The 18,007-nt window shown below is 40.1% G+C and carries 20 protein-coding genes and 1 tRNA gene; 5 read left to right on the top strand and 16 right to left on the bottom strand.

Features of this window, described 5'->3' with window-relative positions; all coding sequences use genetic code 11:
- Nucleotides 1-20 precede the first annotated feature (20 nt).
- From rarD to QMA13_RS07125, 14 genes are all read right to left on the bottom strand, one after another.
- On the bottom strand, nucleotides 21-899 hold the full coding sequence (rarD, locus tag QMA13_RS07190) for an EamA family transporter RarD (RefSeq protein ID WP_282940531.1): 879 nt from the start codon (nucleotides 897-899) through the stop codon (nucleotides 21-23).
- 278 nt (nucleotides 900-1,177) lie between these two features.
- Nucleotides 1,178-1,645: a GyrI-like domain-containing protein gene (locus tag QMA13_RS07185; RefSeq protein WP_282943294.1), complete on the bottom strand. Its 468-nt coding sequence runs from the start codon at nucleotides 1,643-1,645 to the stop codon at nucleotides 1,178-1,180.
- Between the two features lie 204 nt (nucleotides 1,646-1,849).
- Entirely contained in the window at nucleotides 1,850-2,407 is a 558-nt protein-coding gene (locus QMA13_RS07180) for a DEAD/DEAH box helicase family protein (protein WP_282940530.1), read from the bottom strand.
- 204 nt (nucleotides 2,408-2,611) lie between these two features.
- Nucleotides 2,612-3,040, bottom strand: coding sequence for an SMI1/KNR4 family protein (locus QMA13_RS07175; protein ID WP_282940529.1), 429 nt, complete (start codon nucleotides 3,038-3,040; stop codon nucleotides 2,612-2,614).
- Nucleotides 3,041-3,429: 389 nt separating this feature from the next.
- Nucleotides 3,430-3,918 (bottom strand): hypothetical protein, encoded by a 489-nt coding sequence (locus QMA13_RS07170; protein WP_282940527.1) that lies wholly within the window; start codon nucleotides 3,916-3,918, stop codon nucleotides 3,430-3,432.
- Between the two features lie 249 nt (nucleotides 3,919-4,167).
- Complete coding sequence (locus QMA13_RS07165) at nucleotides 4,168-4,533, bottom strand: hypothetical protein (protein ID WP_282940525.1); 366 nt, start codon at nucleotides 4,531-4,533, stop codon at nucleotides 4,168-4,170.
- Between the two features lie 195 nt (nucleotides 4,534-4,728).
- On the bottom strand, nucleotides 4,729-5,517 hold the full coding sequence (locus QMA13_RS07160; protein WP_282940524.1) for a class I SAM-dependent methyltransferase: 789 nt from the start codon (nucleotides 5,515-5,517) through the stop codon (nucleotides 4,729-4,731).
- A gap of 282 nt (nucleotides 5,518-5,799) precedes the next feature.
- Nucleotides 5,800-6,129, bottom strand: a complete 330-nt coding sequence (locus tag QMA13_RS07155; protein ID WP_282940522.1) for a MazG nucleotide pyrophosphohydrolase domain-containing protein — start codon at nucleotides 6,127-6,129, stop codon at nucleotides 5,800-5,802.
- A gap of 181 nt (nucleotides 6,130-6,310) precedes the next feature.
- A complete protein-coding gene (locus QMA13_RS07150) occupies nucleotides 6,311-7,306 on the bottom strand; it encodes a phosphotransferase enzyme family protein (RefSeq protein ID WP_282940520.1) in 996 nt (331 codons plus the stop codon).
- A gap of 319 nt (nucleotides 7,307-7,625) precedes the next feature.
- Nucleotides 7,626-8,042 (bottom strand): hypothetical protein, encoded by a 417-nt coding sequence (locus QMA13_RS07145; RefSeq protein ID WP_282940517.1) that lies wholly within the window; start codon nucleotides 8,040-8,042, stop codon nucleotides 7,626-7,628.
- A 193-nt stretch (nucleotides 8,043-8,235) separates the two neighbouring features.
- On the bottom strand, nucleotides 8,236-8,598 hold the full coding sequence (locus QMA13_RS07140) for a hypothetical protein (RefSeq protein ID WP_282940516.1): 363 nt from the start codon (nucleotides 8,596-8,598) through the stop codon (nucleotides 8,236-8,238).
- A 127-nt stretch (nucleotides 8,599-8,725) separates the two neighbouring features.
- Nucleotides 8,726-9,361, bottom strand: coding sequence for a hypothetical protein (locus QMA13_RS07135; RefSeq protein WP_282940514.1), 636 nt, complete (start codon nucleotides 9,359-9,361; stop codon nucleotides 8,726-8,728).
- Nucleotides 9,362-9,558: 197 nt separating this feature from the next.
- Entirely contained in the window at nucleotides 9,559-9,930 is a 372-nt protein-coding gene (locus QMA13_RS07130) for a VOC family protein (protein ID WP_282940512.1), read from the bottom strand.
- A gap of 158 nt (nucleotides 9,931-10,088) precedes the next feature.
- A complete protein-coding gene (locus QMA13_RS07125; RefSeq protein ID WP_282940510.1) occupies nucleotides 10,089-10,808 on the bottom strand; it encodes an SDR family NAD(P)-dependent oxidoreductase in 720 nt (239 codons plus the stop codon).
- Nucleotides 10,809-10,991: 183 nt separating this feature from the next.
- Here QMA13_RS07125 and QMA13_RS07120 point away from each other — a divergent pair, with 183 nt between their 5' ends.
- Nucleotides 10,992-12,257, top strand: coding sequence for an IS110 family RNA-guided transposase (locus QMA13_RS07120; protein WP_282940508.1), 1,266 nt, complete (start codon nucleotides 10,992-10,994; stop codon nucleotides 12,255-12,257).
- Nucleotides 12,258-12,977: 720 nt separating this feature from the next.
- On the opposite strand, the gene ahlS is transcribed toward QMA13_RS07120, so the two are convergent.
- A complete protein-coding gene (ahlS, locus tag QMA13_RS07115; RefSeq protein WP_282940506.1) occupies nucleotides 12,978-13,826 on the bottom strand; it encodes an AhlS family quorum-quenching N-acyl homoserine lactonase in 849 nt (282 codons plus the stop codon).
- 194 nt (nucleotides 13,827-14,020) lie between these two features.
- On the opposite strand from ahlS, the gene QMA13_RS07110 reads away from it, so the two are divergent.
- Nucleotides 14,021-14,419: a winged helix-turn-helix transcriptional regulator gene (locus tag QMA13_RS07110; protein ID WP_282940505.1), complete on the top strand. Its 399-nt coding sequence runs from the start codon at nucleotides 14,021-14,023 to the stop codon at nucleotides 14,417-14,419.
- A gap of 265 nt (nucleotides 14,420-14,684) precedes the next feature.
- On the opposite strand, the gene QMA13_RS07105 is transcribed toward QMA13_RS07110, so the two are convergent.
- On the bottom strand, nucleotides 14,685-15,029 hold the full coding sequence (locus QMA13_RS07105; RefSeq protein WP_282940503.1) for a hypothetical protein: 345 nt from the start codon (nucleotides 15,027-15,029) through the stop codon (nucleotides 14,685-14,687).
- 907 nt (nucleotides 15,030-15,936) lie between these two features.
- Between QMA13_RS07105 and QMA13_RS07100 the strand changes: the two genes are divergently transcribed.
- The 3 genes from QMA13_RS07100 (at nucleotide 15,937) to QMA13_RS07090 (ending at nucleotide 17,992) form a co-directional block, all read left to right on the top strand.
- On the top strand, nucleotides 15,937-16,950 hold the full coding sequence (locus QMA13_RS07100; protein WP_282940501.1) for a LacI family DNA-binding transcriptional regulator: 1,014 nt from the start codon (nucleotides 15,937-15,939) through the stop codon (nucleotides 16,948-16,950).
- Nucleotides 16,951-17,070: 120 nt separating this feature from the next.
- On the top strand, nucleotides 17,071-17,769 hold the full coding sequence (locus tag QMA13_RS07095) for a sensor histidine kinase (RefSeq protein ID WP_282940499.1): 699 nt from the start codon (nucleotides 17,071-17,073) through the stop codon (nucleotides 17,767-17,769).
- A gap of 146 nt (nucleotides 17,770-17,915) precedes the next feature.
- A tRNA-Met gene (locus tag QMA13_RS07090) sits at nucleotides 17,916-17,992 on the top strand.
- Nucleotides 17,993-18,007 lie beyond the last annotated feature (15 nt).

The raw sequence follows: 18,007 nt of genomic DNA, 5'->3' as shown, positions 1-18,007 counted from the left end.
GTGGCTGGACGTGTTTGCCGTCAGCGCGGCTTCGCGAGTTTCGTGCCGCGAACTGATGCCGTAGCGTATACGACAAGCGCTGTCCAGATGAGCGCGAAGCCGATGAGAAGAACCGGCGAGACCGATTCCTTGAACACGAATACGCTCAATAACAGCATGATCGTCGGCCCGATGTATTGTACGAAGCCGAGCGTGGACAGCGCCATCCGGGCGGCCGCTCGCGCAAAGAAAAGCAGCGGTAGCGCTGTTACCACGCCGGAAAGAAGCAGTTCGACGAACGTGGATACAGGTAGCGTCCATGCCGTCGTCTTTCCCACGGTGGCCAAATAGATCCAGTAGCCGAGCGAAACGGGCAGGACTACAGCCGTCTCCGACAGCAAGCCTACAGAAGCGTCTTGTCCGATCTTCTTCTTCGCGAGGCCGTACAAGCCAAACGTCGCGGCCAGTGAGATTGAGATCCATGGGAACCGTCCGTAGTCGATGGCGATGATGAGCACCGCGGCGCCAGCGATGGCAATCGCGAGCCATTGACCACGGTTTGGCTTCTCACGAAGGAAGACAACCGCAAGCAGCACGTTCAGCAACGGGTTCAAATAATAACCGAGACTTGTCTCGACGACATGGTCGTTGTTGACCGCCCAGATGAAGATGAGCCAATTAGCAGCGATCAGCAGTCCGCTAGCGGTGAGAGACAGCAGGAGCGAGCGGCTAGCCGCAATCCGCTTCAGGTCACCCCAGCGACGCTGGATGGTGACGAGAATACCCATGAAGACGAACGACCAGACAACCCGATGTGACAGAATCTCGCCTGCCGGCACATCGTTAAATAACTTCCAATAAAGCGGGAGAACCCCCCACATGATATACGCGATAATAGCATTGAACAACCCGTTGTTCATAATCAATTTCCCTCTTCTCACTCCGATGTCTTAACGGATTATACGCCTCGATCATCGTTTAAGTAAAGGGATTAATATTTTGGCCCAAATAATATGTACGGTATTGTATCACTTATTATAGGAAGGATGGCATCTCGTGAATTTTGCTTCTGTACGCATCATTATCGTCGTCGAGTTCTATGAGATAATCTTAGGTATTCGGCGGAACGCCCAAAAGGCGGTTTGTTGAATTATCGTACCTGTTAGCGGAATCGTTTATTTATACAGTAACAAGCGGATTAAATAGCTGGTATATAGATATCTATTTGAGCATCCTCTCGTTCTAATTTATGAATATCATTCCAATATTCGATATCAATAGGTCTCACGCCATACGTGCTATTTATATAATCATACGTAGAGCCAAGCTGCGATTCTGCGCCTTGATGTACGATTTTGATAAAACGACCTGCAGGTAATGTGTAATATATCATACCGTTAGGTATCTCTCCGAAGGATTCCACCTCGTAGGCAATCACATGCTGATACGGTACATTGGGAGTCCACCGAACTTCATGAGGATATATTTGAACTAAATACATCCCTGATCCCAGTCTGTTTTGGATTTCAGACTTTCGTTTGTCCAATTCCTCACGCAGCGTTCCGCCAATCTTTGATTTTATAAGATTGTTGAGACTTTCCATTAATGAAAAACCAACCAACTTGATTTCTTCTCTTTCGACTGTATCGACTTGGTAAGTGTTAATAATTAAAACCTCCTTATGGCACGGTAAATTATATCCATACCTATTTTATCGAATATATGTTCGTTTCAGAAGATCAAATTATATTTTATTCACTTCCATTTTCCATATTAATTACTGCCCTTCAGATTAATGTAAAAGGAGCTGCTACCGCTTGGCAGACGCTTCTTGCTGGGTTGAACTATCGTACTCCGTTAGCAGAATGGCCTAAAGCTGAAATCGCTCTTTAATTATTAATGCCGTCTCTTCTGGTGTTCGATTGGTTGTTTGAATTCGAATGTGGTTTTCCCTTGTGATCTCACCTGGTAGTGAGTTTAAGCGGTGATTTTCCATCGTATGAAGTAAATCCTTTTCCGATTGTTCGATGTCCCGTTTCGTCGGCTTATGTTGTAAACGATGAGGGGATTTATTCCGTGCGAGCCTCTCCCCAATGTCCGCCTCAAGTTCTACAAAACATACCTCATGCCCATTAGATTCAAAAATGTTACAGATTTGTTCGACAAATTTCCAGTCACCTGGTAAATTGAATCCCCATACGTATGTAAACATGAACCCAGCACTATTGCTTTTAGACATCTGCTCAAAGATTTCCTTACGAAATAAACCTGCCAACCTCCACATCTCAGGTCCAAAACCAAAGTAAGGATGAAGCAGTTCAATCGTCTGATGGTTGTGGAACAACTTCAAAGGCGTGATTTTCTCTAGTTCATGGCCCACAGTCATCTTACCCACGGCCTGCGGACCAAATATAAGTATGAACTTCATTTTTAACCGCCCTTTCTTACCTACTCTAATGAAAGATATTTCCAGATTACACCATGTATAAAGTGTGGACAAGAGCAAAATTATTTCAAGTTAGGTTAAAGGATTCTGCCTGTTACTTCAATGAAAAACGGCAGCCATCGTCTAGAAGGCTGCCATCGTGTTTTATTGAGCTATCGTACCTGTCGAAATGCTATGGGTTTTGATTTATACACTAATTGTCCCATTTATCCAGCCTTTTATAAAACTAGATAGAGAAGTACTTATCCATGTTCTACTATCATCTTCATGGTTCCAAACATAAATATCGTTTTTTACAATCTTCCCGTTTAGAATAGGAAAAGCAAATTGGTCTCCATTTCCTGCATCAGCAAAGAACAAAAGGTGATCGAATGGCATGTAAAGCTCTTTAAAATCATTTTTTTTCCGAAACTCAAGATTGTCCTTTTTTATCCGTTCAATTGTCCAAATAATGTCACACCCGTACTCATCAATTACTCCGTTACTCTCAAGCAATAATCCCTTTAATGATTTTGGAAGTTCGACATGCAGCATACTTTCTAATTCTAACAATTGAGACTCTGTGACAGGTAATTGAAACTTGTATTTTTTAGTCAGTTCTTTGATTAGATCCACCCACACGGTTTTCACGATCCTTGTTTTAAAAATTTAAGTTAAAGATCCATATATTCTTTGATCAAATATTCTCTCTCACATTATAAACTCCTTCACTTCACAAAAAAATTACAGTCACCTGCCACGCTAACCTGCCCTTTAGTTGAGCGGTGACATCATTAAGACAACAACCCTGCTACAACCTAAAAGTAACGAGGGTAGAGTTCTCGCCGGCGTTCCCCGCGCAGCTGGGCGTATAATTGAAATAGAAAATTTCAAATTACTACTCCTAGTTTTGAGAGAACCCGACCCATTTCATCAAAATGTTCTTTGTCGCTTGAAGCATAAATCAAATCAAAACTATCGTCATTATTCATCACCGTTATTATGCTGTCATCGTAATTCCCATACTATTCGATGCCAATCCAATGTCGAAAGGAAATACCTTTGTTTTTAAAATTTTCACGAATAATATCCAAGTCGGTTTGTTCAATGGAATAGAACGATTTACAGCCGTATTCAAGAGCGTATACGGTTTGCAAATAGGCCATCGCATGAAAAAAATCGGTCAATGTTTCAAATTCCATTTCCCATACCTCTTCATCGTAACTCATATAGACAGGGGGATTGGACCTGTATAAATCGTTCTTATGGATTCCCCAGACACAGGCACGCTGATTCTCGCAATAAAAAATTAAATATTCGCTATGCTTGAAGTATTGGAATTGCTCGGGCTTGATCAAACTATCTTGCGTATGATTCAGCCACTCGTCTTTACCGAGTTCCAAATAATAATCTATAAACACCTGGGGCAATTCACCAAAATTATTGTTAATGGTTTGTATCTCGTCATGACTAAACCCGTTTCGTTTCGTAATATGAAACAGCTTTTTAATCATTGTAAAATCAGTCAGCCGCATCACACCTTATTCTTGTATAATTTGCAACCGATTGACTTAAGAATATTCCAAGTCGGTCTCTTAAACCATCAAGGGGGCATGTTATATATTTTATCATAGTTTTACTCCACTAATCTGCTCGTTACTTCAATAAAAAAGAGGAACTGCACTACTGCAGCTCCTCAACTATCGTATCCTTTTTATGTAATATGTTCAATGGGTATGGTTGTACTAATCTGCCCAGTTAGATTAATCTTTAGGGGCTATTCTATAACCAACCATGTAATAATCAGCCGTTGGAGAGTCATTTTTCAGGTAAAGTTCAACATCATCTTTTTTGACCCCAACACTACATAAACTAACGGATATTTCAAAGTACTTAGCACCGTGTATTGCATCTACACGTATACTACCCTCATCTTTAATCTTTTGTGTTATTAGTTCGTTAATCGAGGATATTCGTTCACAACTATAAGTAGCAAATTCTGTACTGTAAATAGTCTTAAGAGAAGCAACTATAACGGAATGTAGCTGTTGTAACAAGGCTTCTTCAAGTTGTTTTTCTCTAGCTTCTGGGCGAGTAGCGAATGTTGGAGTTGGACTACTTAATAGCATGCATGTAAGAACAAATAAGCATAAGAATAGCTTAAACTTCAAAGAAATCACCCTGATATTTTTCTGGTATGTTACCCCAGTTAATGAAAAATATCCATATATGTCTACGCGGCTGCCGATCGATGCCGGCAGCCGCGTTTTAGTTGTTTTATTAAGCTAACATGCCCGATAGTTTAATGACCGAATTACTCTTAGTTATTTATAAGTCGTAATGACTGATACGGATAGTTCTTCGGTAAATATACCAGTTGAATCAATATCTATTAAAGCGGATTTCAATTCATTTTCAAATTTCTCCAGATTCTCACCAAAAAAACGTTTGGAGGCATATGAAGTGGAATACAAATTTCCGAGAATAGTGTCTATGGTCCAATTGTAGGAATAACTCGGTAAAACGTGTCTTTCAACATCCCTAAATCTAGATTTTGTAATGGTGTCCTCGAATCTTTCTTTGGGAGGCGTGTAAGTACTATTACCAGCTCTTCTTTCATCACCTAGCCAAACTTTTACTATTTCAGCTACCTTAAGCTTCCAATGTAATGGTTCACACTTATCAATATCATAATCAATAATAGCAATACCGCCATTATCATCAGAACTGTTATATAGGATTTCTAAAATCGATTCTCTATCCATCCAATGAAATGCTTTTGCTATTAACATGAGTCGAAAAGACCCCCAATCACTCGAACGCTCTTCTGCCCTTCCTTGTAACCAGCAAGCGTTATCCACTCTGTTAACATTGGACAAATGGAGTGCTTCATTTAGCATCTCCGGTTCAGTATCTACACCTATAATTTCTTGGAACCAATCATTAAATTTTAAAGTTAATTGACCTGTTCCACATCCTAAATCAAGCAAACGACCTTCACCGTTAAGTGAAAACTTGTTTACTAAGAAACGCAATAGTGACGAAGGATAAAGAGGTCTGTATCTAGAGTAATACCAGGCAGTACCTTTAAATAAATCTGCACCATAGTCCATCAATATTGTCAGTCCTTCTCTCTAAATGAATTTACAGTAGACTAATCATTTTACAAGATTTCTACTTATCAGTCATTAGAGAGTATTATTATAGTTAATTTTTATAAATCCTTCTACAATTTCCGATTCAGAAGAAATCGACATGTTAAAGAATCTCGTCACGCTCTACTGCCCTTTAGCGTAACAAGGCCGACGGGTTGAGCCGCCAGCCACGCATCGTCTTTTTATCGAACTCTCGTGTCGCGTTTCGTATATGAAGTAAAGAATAACTCTGTTATTCCTTTAGATGCGCCTTCCACCATATTTATATCCTCTTGCTTTATTTTTCTCCATCTTACTTTCAATTGCTGTAGCAAGGTCAAGATTATATTCTCCACATGCATTAAAAATCCTTATACAGACATCTGCTAATTCCTCGGTTATGTTGGACCACATAACATCTTCCGAATCTTTTCTGTATGCTTCAAGTGCTTCGGATAATTCTGAATGCATTAGAGCGATTAATGTTCCAAATTCTCTTTTTTCCTCGTGCCAACCATTTTGTTTTGCAATCTCAAACGATTCACGGCAAAGCTCATTAATTGTTTTATTATTAAATAAGTCTGAACCCATTTGCTCATCACCTCGTTTTCAAAATGTAATTAATTACCTATTCCATTCTATCAAAAATCAAATCATATTCAACAATCCTGCCAGTTAGCTATCTTATGAAGCATTAGAACTTCGTTAGTATTGAGAGAGTGCTGATCGGCTGCTTACTTTGTTTTCTGTAATTAATTACATGCAGGCTTTTCTAGTTTGATAAACCTACTTGATTGATTTGATAAAAAACCATTCTGCCTTTAAGTAAAGATCTACAAAGTTCAATCAGGCTTGGTATATGTTCGCGTATCCACATATGCTTTTCTTCTCTGCTTATCAGAAATGCGTAGTAATCACAAATATTCAAAAACATCAAGTCCTCTAACTGTACGATGTCTATTCTTCGTGAAATCATATTAGAATAGCCGGAAAGCAGATCATCCCGTAATTCATTTTTTATAAAAAGGGCAGCCAAAGCGACATCCATTGCGTAATATCCAAACCCGGATAATCCGAAATCAATGAATGATATTCCCTTTGATGTACGGATTAAGTTGCTATAGTGAATGTCGGAATGGATGAATCCCCATGTTTCGGAACTCTTGCTCAACCCTTTCATCCGATCGTATACTAGCGAAATGGCCTCTTTAAGAATTTGAAATTCCACGGTAGCGATCACACCCATTCCTTCGCCTGATTGCAATTTGGTCAACATGTTATTTATCCACGCGAGCCCATATTCGGGTCTTATAAAACTTGGACCTTTTTTAAAATTCCACGAAAACTGATGTAAATCTGCAATACGCTTTCCTAAGGTACTAACCATTTCCTTATTGGTGAAATCTATTTTGGACATGGTATCCCCTATAACCCATTTCAATACGGAACAATGCACTTCCTCGCGTTCAATGACAACGCTTGTTACGAGTTCACCGTTTAGATTCGGAACAGGGATTTGAACAGGTAATTCGGATTGAGACGACCAAGATAACAAATACTCTAGTTCCGACTGAATCGCCTCACGTTTGTTTTGTACACCCTGCATGTTTATTGTTATTGGTTTATGCATTCGTAACAAGTAAGTATCTTCAGTTCCCCTATCCATTATCTTGTAAGTAATGTTTTCATTATGACGGATAAATTCAACGATAGGCTCGAGAAAAGAAAATTTCAGTACAACTTCTTTAAAACATTCAGTATAATCCATAGATTGTCACTCCTTTGCATTTTAACCTATCGTTCCTTGTTGGCTATACTTATAGTGCAATCGCCGCGGTTGCTTAAATAACATACAATTTTTTCAAAAAAAGTAATAGACTTATACTGAAATTATTTATGGAATATTATGTATCTAAGGGATTTTTCGGGGTACATTTTCGCAATCTTGATTGGTGATATTGAGTAAACTGGCACATCATTTGGGCCGGTTTTATTTTTTGCCCGTTACTTCAATGGAAGACGGCAACCGATGTGTCAAGCCGGCTGCCGTCGTGTTTGATTGAACTATCGTTCATCGTTAGTTCAGCCTATTTCTGCACTTTTTCTTTAACAAATTTATCCAAAAAAGCTAAAATCAAACCTATACAAGTGAACACCAAAATAGATGTTTCAATATTAAGCCCGTATTCTCTTACGAAAAATTCACCGTAATATTTTTTAAAAATCCCAAATCCACAAATCCCACCCAGACCAGCGTAGCCAAACAGTTTGGTAAAAACATTACTGTTTAAGAACTTGTCCACGAGTAAACCCAAAACAAAAAAGGAAATAAAATAAAATGGGAAAGCCAAAAAACTACCGAAAGTAACAGTTATGTAGCTAACATCTATATAGAGAGAAGTTGTTATTTTACTACCTTCAATGGTTTCTAATATCCATAAACCTATACCTGTTAAAATCGAAAAAAACAAACCTAAAAATAAGTGACGTGTTGTTGTATTCATAAGAATTCACCGCCTTTATATGTCGATTGTGTTTACCTCCTTAAGACGAATATTAACGGGGAAAAGTTTCGAATTGTGCCTTCGTCTATGATGAATACTGCCCGTTAGCTCAACAACAAGTCTTATTTTTGGTAATAAATTAAATTTAAAAAATCCCCCTGCAGTCAGGAGGAAGTTAAACGGGATGATGCCCTTATGATCTTACCTTGGATTTCCACATACGATATAGCCCGAAAACTAAAAAGCTATAAGCAATAATCTCAGATATATACTTTATTGAACTATCAGTATAAGAAATCCAGGCTACCAATTCACCCGTAGTCATTCCCAATGTACGTTCAGTGGTATTATCCAAGGAAATATAATTTTTAATTATTCGTGAAATAAAATAAGGAATAAAGAAGGAATAAATCTTTCCAATAATTATAAAGAGAAAAAAATAAAATCCTCCCGAAAATGAATATTTCTTACATTGAATAAGTCCAAATAATAAAGCTGAAAACAGCACAAAAACCAGAATAATATTCATTACAATAAAAATAGTTAACATAGCCAAAAGATCATCTCCTTTCGCTTTTACCCTTAATACGCTTCCAACTATTGGAAGTTACGCTATCCTGCCTGTTACTTCAATAAAGAAAAAAGGAGCCGCGTTGAAGCAGCCCCTGCATTATCGTTCTCCGTTAGTTTAACTTTTCGATGTGAACGCTGACAATCGTCTTCCAAGTTTCATGGGGGTGGTAACACATCCCTGAGTTGAGATATATTTCTTTTCGATTCCCCTTTACTTTATACCCTTGCTCTTCTACATATTTTTCAATTTCTTTGAGAGTCAGCTGAGTATCACGATAATGTCCAACATGAAGTTTTTGCGCACAAAGAACAGAATTTTCTCCAATTAACTTCGTTTCAGAGATTTTCTGCCCACGTAAATTCCTTTCTACTTTAGCTCGTGCCTCTTCGTACATTTCCAAAGTAATACAATCTGGAACTTGCATCATATATGTTACTGAATGCTTATTATTTTCAAAAATACCATGCCAAATGATTTCGTGAGGCATCAGCTTAAATTTATAACCCAGAGACCTCTTTGAAATCTGCTTTAACTGATTAACAATTTTCACTACAATCCACTGTTCATCTGTAGGTTCAGGGTGACTAACCCAATTCATATGAAAAGCCGTATTCATTTCCTGCGATACATAATGAAGCTTAGGAATTTGCTGAATATGTACATGTCCTGGTTTCAAAGCATAGACTTGAGGATATATCTTTCGATTATCATGAGTGATTTGTTTAATTTGTACACTACACTCCAAGGCTTAGCCTCCAGTCAATAGCTTTTTTTATCAATCAGATTTTCCAATATAACTCTCCCGTTAAGTAAACTATCTTTTGACTTACAGGAACAAATTTCATGCATTATACTGCCCGTTATTTTAATGGTCATTAATAAAGGAGCTGTCCTGGCGGCAGCTCCACACTATCGTTCTCGTTCCATTAAAGAAGAATTATGTTAAATAGCTATGACATTGATGATATTTCCATCTAAATCCCAGAAATCAAACAGTTTCATTTCTTTAAACTCTGTATCGGAATCAACACCTGTTACTTTGACGCCTTTTTCTTTCAGTGTCTGATGTAACTTTTGTATGTTCTTAGTAGCAAAGTTAAACGGTACATAGCCGTCATTTGGAGCGTGGTCTTTAACTTGTACAAGATGGAAGCCACAATTCGAAGCGATTGCGAGACCTGCCATACGTTGATTTTTCCAACGTATTTTATAACCAAACACTTCTTGATACCATTCTACAGAAGCTTCAAGGTTCTTGACAGGCAGAAATACCGCGTCAATTCTTTCAACTAGCTTTTCATTTGCTTCAGTCATTCTTTCGTCACCACCAAATTGGATTATAAGGAATATTTATCCAATATAATACCGCACATTTGTTCGATTTGTAAATGATCGTTTTTATTCAGTTTATGGGTGTGTTATTCTGTTATATTCAACTATCGTTCTGCGTTAACTTAATTAAAAATAATTGACTATGCATTCGCATCAAACATTGCTGGGATATTTATTTCTTTTACACAAGAAGCTTTGGAAAGGCTTATGACGCATTTAACTAATGAAACGATATCTTGAAGGGGGATTTGTGTATAATTGTAAGCTGACAAGACTTTTTCAATTCCATCCTCTAAAGGAACTTGGGTAGCAATTTCACCAGGGTTTATACAAGTTACACCGATTCCAAACTTTTTAACATGTTCCCTTATGGAATTGGCAATACCTCGCAAACCGAACTTAGACGCTACAAATGAAACTTGTGTAAAATCATTATTCTCAAGTCCTGCAGTAGAACCAATTAAAACAATTTTTGCGTTAGCCGACTTTTTTAAATTCGGTATGAGCTTTTGTATACATTTAATTGCGGCAATTACATTCACATTTATGATTCTTGAAATTTCATCTGGGTCATCTTTCTCAAAATCATAGTCTTCTCTAAATCCGTTGCTCTCCCATATCCCTGCATTAAATATTAATACGTCTATGATGTGGCCATTTATTGTATTCGCAATCAGATTGTATGCATCAGTTTTCGATAAATCAGCTTCTATCCAATATCTATTGATTCCATCGTTAAGGTTTAAACTAGTAGGATAACTCCTAGAAACTATCCATACATTATCACCGATTTCTGGCAATCTTTTAACAAAGGCATCACCTAATCCTTTGCTCGCTCCAATAATAATAAAATTCTTCATGGAAGTTGTTTTTTCCTTTCATTTTTTAATTCAATTATTATACCATACCTTTGCAATTATCCTGCCCGTTAGAATTCCTGTAAAATGAATAATTTGGCGTTTGAACAAAAACGAGCGCCTCGGTACGATGGGGTTGCACACGAGGTCATAGCCTCAAATAGCCCATCAGGAGGTCGCTCTACTATGAAGTTTAAGGCTCAGGACAAGCAAAATCAACTCATTGAAAACATTACCTCTTCACATTTGGTCATCGGCGTAGATATTGCTCAGGAAAGTCACGTCGCTCGTGCAGTCAGTTTCCGGGGCATTGCTCTTGGAACTCCATTGGAGTTTACTAACAATGACGAAGGTTTTCGGCTGTTCAGTCGTTGGATTCAAGATCTGCTTAAGTCTTACAAGTTGAGCAAAGTTATCGTCGGCATGGAGCCCACTGGCCATTACTGGCTGTGCCTTGCGCGCTGGCTTACAAACAAAGGCATTGAGGCTGTTCTCGTAAACCCCCATCTTGTCAAAAAGAATAAAGAAAATCGCGACAACACCCCGTCAAAAAGCGACCGTAAAGATGCTCTTGTCATCGCAGACATGATCAAAAACGGCTACTATTCTCCCGTACGTTTCAACCCAGAGACATACGAAGAACTGCGGATCCTGATGGCCAATCGGGATACGGTTACTAAACGGCTTAACAGCGCAGTGAACCAGATACATCGCTGGGTAGATATTGTGTTTCCCGAACTTCGGCAGGTCTTTAAAATCCTTACCTGTACAAGTGCCATTGCTACATTAAGGCTATTTCCTCTTCCGAAGGACATTAGCCGTCTAACAACAGAGCAAGTCATTGCCGGTTGGAAGCAGTATGTACAGCGTCATGCCGGTTTATGGCGGGCTGAGCAGCTCATTGCACTGGCAAAACGAAGCGTCGGTGCTACAAAAGCTCTACATGCCTACAAGCTGCATTTGGGTCAGCTTCTTGAAGAATACGATTTAGCGACGCGCCAACTTGAGCTTATTGAACATGAACTTAAGCTTGTTCTTGAACGCATCCCTTATGCCCAGAAAATGCTTGCGATTCTAGGCTTAAATGCAACCAGTTTAGCAGGTGTGTTGGGGGAAGCAGGTGATCTAAGTGGGTATACACATGGGAATGCCCTGCTACGTCATGCAGGACTTAACTTGGCTGAAGCCAGCTCTGGGAAATGGCGTGGAAAAATGGTGCTCAGCAAGCGCGGACGCCCACGTTTGCGACGCTTCCTTTATCTTATGACGATGTGCATGGTCATGACCAATCCGGATGTCAGAGCCCTGCACCATTACAATGTCCAAGTGAAAAAGTTAAAAAAAATGAAATCCATTATGAAACTATGCGGTAAAGTGGCAAGAATGCTAGTCGGGCTGGCTAAGAGCAATGAAGTATACAACTCTACAAAAGTATTTCTTCCAGTAGCTTAAGAACTGTTTCTTCACCAGTTGATGTATTCGCAGGATGGATAAGAAGCACGGAGTATCGGGAGACGTTACGCAAAAGGGCTCGGACCCATTCCGTTAGAAATACCGACCTCCACCCCTTAGTTAGATGTGACGAAGGAATGAAAGGGCTTAGACCCGTTGAGACATGGGAGCGAGAATCTCTAAGGGCAGCATGGAGACGTGCATAATATGGAATAATCTGGGCGAGTTTACATCCCTTCTGTTCCCGCATGCCCTTATAGGGTACAACTAGTTCCCGCATGCTCTGTTTCTCTTATCTCTCAAATAACTAAAGGTGAAATCCTGCGAATTCATGAGCTAGAGTGTGAAAACTACATCATATTGAGGGAGCTTAATAAAATGAGCAGACTGCGGTAGTCTGCTCAACAATGTAAAGTATTCAACTATCGTACCCGTTAGTTCAGCAGCTTCCATTGTAAATTTGATATCCGGCCTTCTTATAGAGATTTGATCAAATCCATCGTTTCTCTTGCAGCCTCATCTACTTCACTTACTTTCTTGGAGCTTTTGGAATTAAATGCCCTGTTAGATATATCTGGCTTTAGCTTAAGCAAAGTGTCCTTTGGTAATTTACTTACTAGTCCTGTGACTGGTTCAAAAAAGCGAAGCGTAACTATGAGATCCAAAATCCGTCGCAGGAAGTTAATTAGCTAAGAGTTCAGTTTGGCTCAAATAACCTTCTTATTCGTAGTATCCTTCGGTTGATTTGCGCAATTGCTTGAATTGATTATCATCATGTCCGAACCACACTTGGGAGTTTGTTCGGCTAGCTAGCGTACGGATTCTTTCGACTGTGTTCCGGTAACCGATTGAATCATAGATAATGCCCGGCGGCTTGACCGGTGGACCGTAACTCTCAGCCATATAAATGGTGTCCGAAGCGAGGATGATCCCGCCTGTTTCGGGCATTTCGATATGCAAGCCTAACATACCCCAAGCATGGCCGCTTCCAAAATTCATAATTTTGATGCCTTCAGCCAGATCGAGATAATCTTCATTGCGTTTGACCGTTTTCCATTGTAAATGGTTTTTGATCCAAGCATCGATGTCTGCCCAAACGTAAGCCCCCTCTTTTTCATTACGTGCGTAGCTCTGCAGTGTGCCATTCAGTTCATCTTCGTGGACAATTATTGTAGCGTTCGTGAACATCTCTAGACAACCGGCATGATCCAGATGCAAATGAGAGGCAATGACGTATCGGATGTCCTCAGGTCTTACGCGGAGCTGCTCTAGTCGGTTATGCAGGTAACATTCCTCACTTGCCACCCAAGGGGACGCTTGTTGGGTGGATTCCGCCCAGCGTCCTTCAACGCCCATGGAATTCGGATTGCAAGCCGTATCAAATAAAATCTTCCCCTCCGGATGGTCAATCAACACCGTATAAATCGGAAATTCCACAAACTGCGTCGCCGCGTTAGGATTGCTAACCGTTGCTGGGTTATGCATGTTAATCAACCAGTTTTTGTCCATGCTCATACGACCGTTATCCATCACATACAGCTTAGGGCGGGGTTTTATGATATTCGACATGTTCATTTCCTCCCAATAAATGAATTTAGTTATCATCCTCTTCAAGATGTCAGCCTTAGTAATGAACTAGGCGCAATGGGCTTAATGCTTGCTTTGCCTATGATATAGTCATACAATAATGCATAAACTAAACCTACGTAAGTAGGCACTTTAAAGTGTCCTGTGAACTTCAAGGTGCAGAGGAGGGAAATCATTTGACATCTTTGGTCAAACCAAAACACCCCAACATCTCGCTTGCGGTGTGTGGCTATAGTAAAGTGCTTGACATTATCTCTAATAAATGGACCGCGCTTATCATTTACGCAATGGAAAACGGAAGTATCCGTTACGGGGAAATGTTGAGAAGAATCGAGGGTGTTTCCAAAAAAATGCTGACTCAAACCCTGCGTAAGCTTGAACGCGATGGACTGGTTCAACGCCATATCACGCCATCCGTTCCACCAATGGTTGAATATTCACTCACTCCTCTAGGAGAAACTTTACTCCAGCCGATGAGAGAGCTACGGCAATGGGGAAGAGAAAATTATGTGCATGTTGAGGCAGCAAGAGTCAACTACGATCTAACTTACGGTGACGATTTACTTCCTCAATAAATTAAAGTTCTATAGAAGCAGATACTTTCTTTGGAGTAATGGTTTTTATTTTTAGTCCCCACAAAATGCAAAAAGAAGAACTCATAAACTGAAGAAAAGCGACTTGTTAAGAGTCGCTTTTCTAATAATGCATATGGAGGTTAACCGTGAGTGCGCAAAACCATAATTAGACAGAGTGACCCGATGACTCCTCTAGTTATAGCTTACTTTATTAAGTTATCGTATCCGTTCAATATCAAAGCTAAAACCGTCCGTCATTCTTTTGTTATTCCTTCATTCCGTCGTCGGAGGCTGCCCACTGACTTTTCGATTTCTTTATTCCTTGCTCGTATCGTTCGCAAATTTTCGTCAATGCTTCCTTGCGAGCTTTATCGACCCTTTCTTCCGCTTGACGTTCGTGCATTTCCTTCTGTTCCTGACTAATCTTGTACACATTCACCGTTATGATCTCGCCCGTCTCCATAATTTTCTCGCCATCTTTAAACACGGTCCCCCACCTCTTCGTATTTTCAAATAATATAGCCTTTACATCACGAAGCGAAAAAAACACCTCACTTCCACTATTCCGCTGCTCGACCATCCAATTTTCAACATCATTTAATGTTATCATAAATTTTTTGCGGTTATATTAAACAATTCTGCCCGTTACTACAATAAAGAAAAAAGGAGCCGCGTTGAAGCAGCTACTGCACTATCGTTCTCCGTTAGCGCAATCAATAACATCAATTGAAGGATCTTTTTTGCCGTGGTCCTTTAGGCATGTAATTAATCTTTTAATTTTACAACAGCATTATTTATGATCATTTCGAGTTCTTGAAGTGTGGTACTAACATCTCTATTTTCTAAAATCATTTTCTTAAACGAATCGGTTACTAACCGAACTACTTCCTTTTCAAAGACGCTTGTTTCGACTACAGGATTAGCACCTTCGAACATGGCGCTCTAAAGATAACTGCCCATTAGACAATGCTTAGTCTCCCCAATTCACTGATGGCAAAGAAATATTCAATCTCTAAAAATCTACCTTCGATTTCCTTGCATTTTTGCAAATGCTCGAATACTTCTTCATTTCCCATTTGTAAACACTTGGTCCTCAAATAAAATTCACCCCTGCATCTTTCCCAAATATTCATAATTGGATGAGTTGTTATTGCCTCAGTCAATTGTTCTTCTATTATTTCGTTTAATAGGGGTAGTACCAGTGTAGCTGTCACCAGGGCAAAGTATATCGAAATAGACACAGGCCCGTTTTCTCTCCAATCAGCCGGACAGTTTATATCCTTCTGTCACCACCTAGACGTAAATTTGGGTAGAACCAGTTAAGCTTAGACTACACACAAACTACACACAATGCATTTTGATATATACTTAAATGGAAAACCTCTCACTCAAAGGACGACCACCCCCGCTATCCTAGACAGAGTATTTTTGTGACTTGACGAGTATTACAAGATAATGTTATTTTTAGTTTGTCATAACGTTTCCACCACAATGCGGACAAACTGGAGTTATTTTCTATGAACATAACCATTAAAGATGTCGCCAAAGAAGCGAACGTATCGATCGGCACCGTCTCGCGGGTGCTGAACGGAAAGGATCGCGTGAGCAAAGCGACAAGAGCCAAGGTCGAAGCGGCGATCGCAAAGCTGAACTTCAAGCCCGACCGCATCGCCCGCACGATGGTCCGCAAGCAGACCCAATCCATCGGCCTGATTGTTCCGGTTCTTTCCAACGAATATTGGGCCGCCCTTTCCGAGCAGGTTCAAGAAGCAGCCTGGGATAAAGGCTATACGCTTCTCCTGTGTACCGCCGGGTACGATTTGGACCCTCATATGAACTGCATGGCGACGCTTGCTGAGAGGAAGGTGGACGGCATCATTGCGGGCATCCGCATTTATGAGCCGAAGGAGCTGCGAAAGTTGCAAAAGATAGATTTGCCCGACATAGCCATCGTTTCGATAGGGGGCCATAAACTTCCGAATGCCGACTATATCGGAATTGATCATTTTAACAGTTCGGCCAAGGCTGTCGAACACTTGATCAGACTGGGTCATACCCGCATCGCGTACATCGGACAATCTCCCTCCGACCGGGAGTGGGGATACCGCCATGCGCTGGGGTCAAGCGGCATCACCGTCGACAATACTTTGGTTGTGCGCAGCCAGCATTGTTCGTTTGCTTTCGGCGCCGAAGCGGTAAACCACCTTCTGGAAGAAGGTAGGCATTTTACGGCCATCTTCTGCTGGAACGACATGACGGCCCTCGGAGCCATTCAAAGCCTGGAGCTCGCGGGATTGTCGATTCCCCGCGATGTGGCCGTCATCGGGTATGACGACATTCCGATGGCCGCGCTGGTCAAGCCCGCTCTCACGACGGTGCGCCAGCCGCTCAAGGACATCGGTAAAACGGCGGTCAGTTTGCTGATTTCTCGGATTGAAGACAAAGAAGACGGCGGTAACCGATCCGTCGTTTTTTCCACCGAATTCATCGTACGGGACAGCTGCGGTGGGAAAATCGGGTGCCTGTCGTGACGACTTGCACCTGCCTTTTTGATCGTTTTGTCATAACGTTTTTACATAATTCATATATATATCAAAATGGGATAGATGACTATATCAGATGCAACAATCCTAAATAACGGAGGAGCATGTATGATTGAAGATTTTGAAAAGTTCCCAGTTACCGTTATGAACCTTTTAGAAGATTACTTGGCAAATGCAATAGCTCCAAAACTTCATATTAATCAGGATTTTATGTTCAACATACTAAATACTATAGATTGTTATGCGATTCTTGGAGGGGTAGAGGAAATATCGGAGATTCTAAAGTCTTATTCGTTTATTCTACGTTACATTTTTTATGTGGAAAAAAAATACGCGACAATCAATGAGGAAATTCTCTATATAGAAAATTATTTGAAATTATTGAGCTATCGACAGCAAAATATTAAATTTATTTTGAAGATACCACAAGAACTGAAAGACTCCCAAATCTTAAGGTTAAGCCTTTTTCCATTAGTAGAAAATTGTATATTTCATGGCTTCAGAGATGGAGTTAATGAAGATTGCTACGTAGAAATTAAGGCATCAATCTTGCAATCGAATCTAATTATTGAAATTAGAGATAATGGTGTTGGAATACCCCCACAAATAATAAATAAAATATTCAACGAAATGGAAGAAGACATCATTAATGCTACACTAAGAAATAAAAAGTCAGGAAATGGCATATTAAATGTACACAATAGAATCCGATTATCTTATGGTAAAAACTATGGTTTGAATATTAATACTAAAGAGGGGCTAGGGACCATTATTGGCATAAAATTACCATCTTTTTATAAATATTAGTCAAATTATCCTGCCCGATAGCTTAACGCCCCAGTGGTGTCGGGTATTACATAAAGCTTCTCAGCCAAGGCTTGCATGTTGGAGTGAATTGCTGTATTATAAGAACTCTGGTCGACGTTAATGATCACAGTGCTCGATTATACTTTCGCGGGGTGGAGCAGCCCGGTAGCTCGTCGGGCTCATAACCCGAAGGCCGCAGGTTCAAATCCTGCCCCCGCAACCAACTTACAATTCAAGC

The sequence above is a fragment of the Paenibacillus sp. RC67 genome (genome assembly GCF_030020805.1).
GTDB lineage: Bacteria > Bacillota > Bacilli > Paenibacillales > NBRC-103111 > Paenibacillus_S.
This window is presented reverse-complemented; position numbering and strand designations above follow the sequence as displayed.